Source organism: Paenibacillus terrae (assembly GCF_005217525.1).
Lineage (GTDB): Bacteria > Bacillota > Bacilli > Paenibacillales > Paenibacillaceae > Paenibacillus > Paenibacillus terrae_C.
Map to the genome: position 1 here is coordinate 299,435 of NZ_PNXQ01000005.1, position 1,773 is coordinate 301,207.

Sequence of the window (1,773 nt, forward strand, 5' to 3'; positions counted from 1 at the left end):
TTCTTAACATAGATATTAAAAACTTTTTTCCTAGTATTAAATTTGAGAACGTATTCTATATTTTTTACGATCATGGTTATACTAAAGAACTTTCATATTCTTTAGCTTCATTAACTACATTCAAAGGTTTTCTACCTCAAGGTGCACCCACCAGCCCCTGTATAGCAAATATTCTTTGCAATACAATGGACAAGAGATTGTTAGCACTCGCTACAAAGATGAATGCTGACTATTCGCGTTATGCAGATGATATCACTATATCGGGTGATGAAAATATTAGGGATTATATAGACACAATAAAATCTATAATAATCAATGAAGGCTTTGATATTAATTACAGGAAATTAAGATTGCAGACGAATAAGAACATGCAAGAAGTAACAGGATTAATTGTAAATGAAGATGTCAAAGTGAAGAGAAAATATAAAAAAAAGCTTGAACAACATATTTATTATTGTAGAAAATTTGGTGTATACAGTCACTTGCAAAAAATTGAAGCTGAAAGCAAATCATATTTTAAAGAATATCTATATGGTATGGCTAACTTTATAAAAATGATAGAACCAGATGAAGGTGTGAAATTCTTAAAAAAACTGGATGATCTTAATTGGGGGAACTGATGTTCCTTTTTTTATTCTAGTAACTGCGCTTTGAGTCGATGCATATATTTTTTAGAACAAAATTCTCCCCACAAGACCACACGATATACTTTTTTCACTCTCTTCACATGTGGAAAGATCGCGTAATTTAGTGTAAGGGGGTGTTAGTGAATATTTTCCAACCTAAACTAATTTGCTCCCAGTCTAATTACTTATTTCTCGACGAATAAATTTCTATTCAATTCATTTAGGCTCAATTAACATTTCTACACTTTTAAAGTTTTCAGTCTGTTAATGTGGTCACTTTCTCATGAAAAAGTTTAAATTTTGAATATAATATTAAAAAACGTGGTGAATGTGATGATATAAATTCAATTTGTTCATCTAAGTTATGGACTGCTGAGAGCCTAGAACTCTCGGCTTTTCTTGTTTCTCTTGAATTCTTGTTCTCTATATAAACAATTCTTCGAAATTAGCTCTTGTAATACACACATATATTCCTTCACACCTGTTGATTAACCACTAAATGGTAGAAAAAGAGCCGTCAACTCGGTAAAATGTTTGTACCCCTACAAACTTAACCGAAAGGTGACGACTCCATGAAAAAGTCTATCACGATCCCATTGATCCTTCAATCCATTCTGACACCGGAAGAAGTGCAAAGTGTTACCAAGGGAGCAGATTATGAAGAAAAAGCCCGTAAATTCACAGTAACCCATTTACTTCAATACTGGTGTGTAGCTGCCTTAGAACAATGGGACAGTTATCGTTCCGGTGTGGATCATGCCGCTCGCAGTGGCTTACCTATGGTTCATTATTCGTGTTTTTCCACCAAAGCGGCCGAAGTCCCCTTTGCTATATTTAAGGAGCTTCTTCATCGAGTCATTCACAAGTGTAGCCGAGAAACACGCCGAAAACTTACGTTTCCCAAAGAATTACTCCTCATCGATTCGACCACCATAACAGTGGGAAAAACACGACTACCTTGGGCTCCTTATCACGGAGAGCGTGCGGGCATTAAACTTCATGTCGCTTTGCGAGCCCAAAATGGGCAACCGCTTCAGGTCGTCGAAACGCTGGGTTCCAAGCATGATGGCCCCATGAGTGAAACGTTGGCTCAACCGGACTACATTGTGGTGATGGACCGTGCTTATGGGAAACTGGAGCGTCTGGA

General features: G+C 36.7%; 2 protein-coding genes. Both read left to right on the forward strand.

Going from position 1 to position 1,773, the window contains the following annotated elements:
• The coding region (locus C1I60_RS04570) for a reverse transcriptase family protein (protein ID WP_212734435.1) at window positions 1–620 on the forward strand (620 nt) is incomplete at its 5' end.
• A 578-nt stretch (window positions 621–1,198) separates the two neighbouring features.
• The coding region (locus C1I60_RS04575) for a transposase (protein WP_137061000.1) at window positions 1,199–1,773 on the forward strand (575 nt) is incomplete at its 3' end.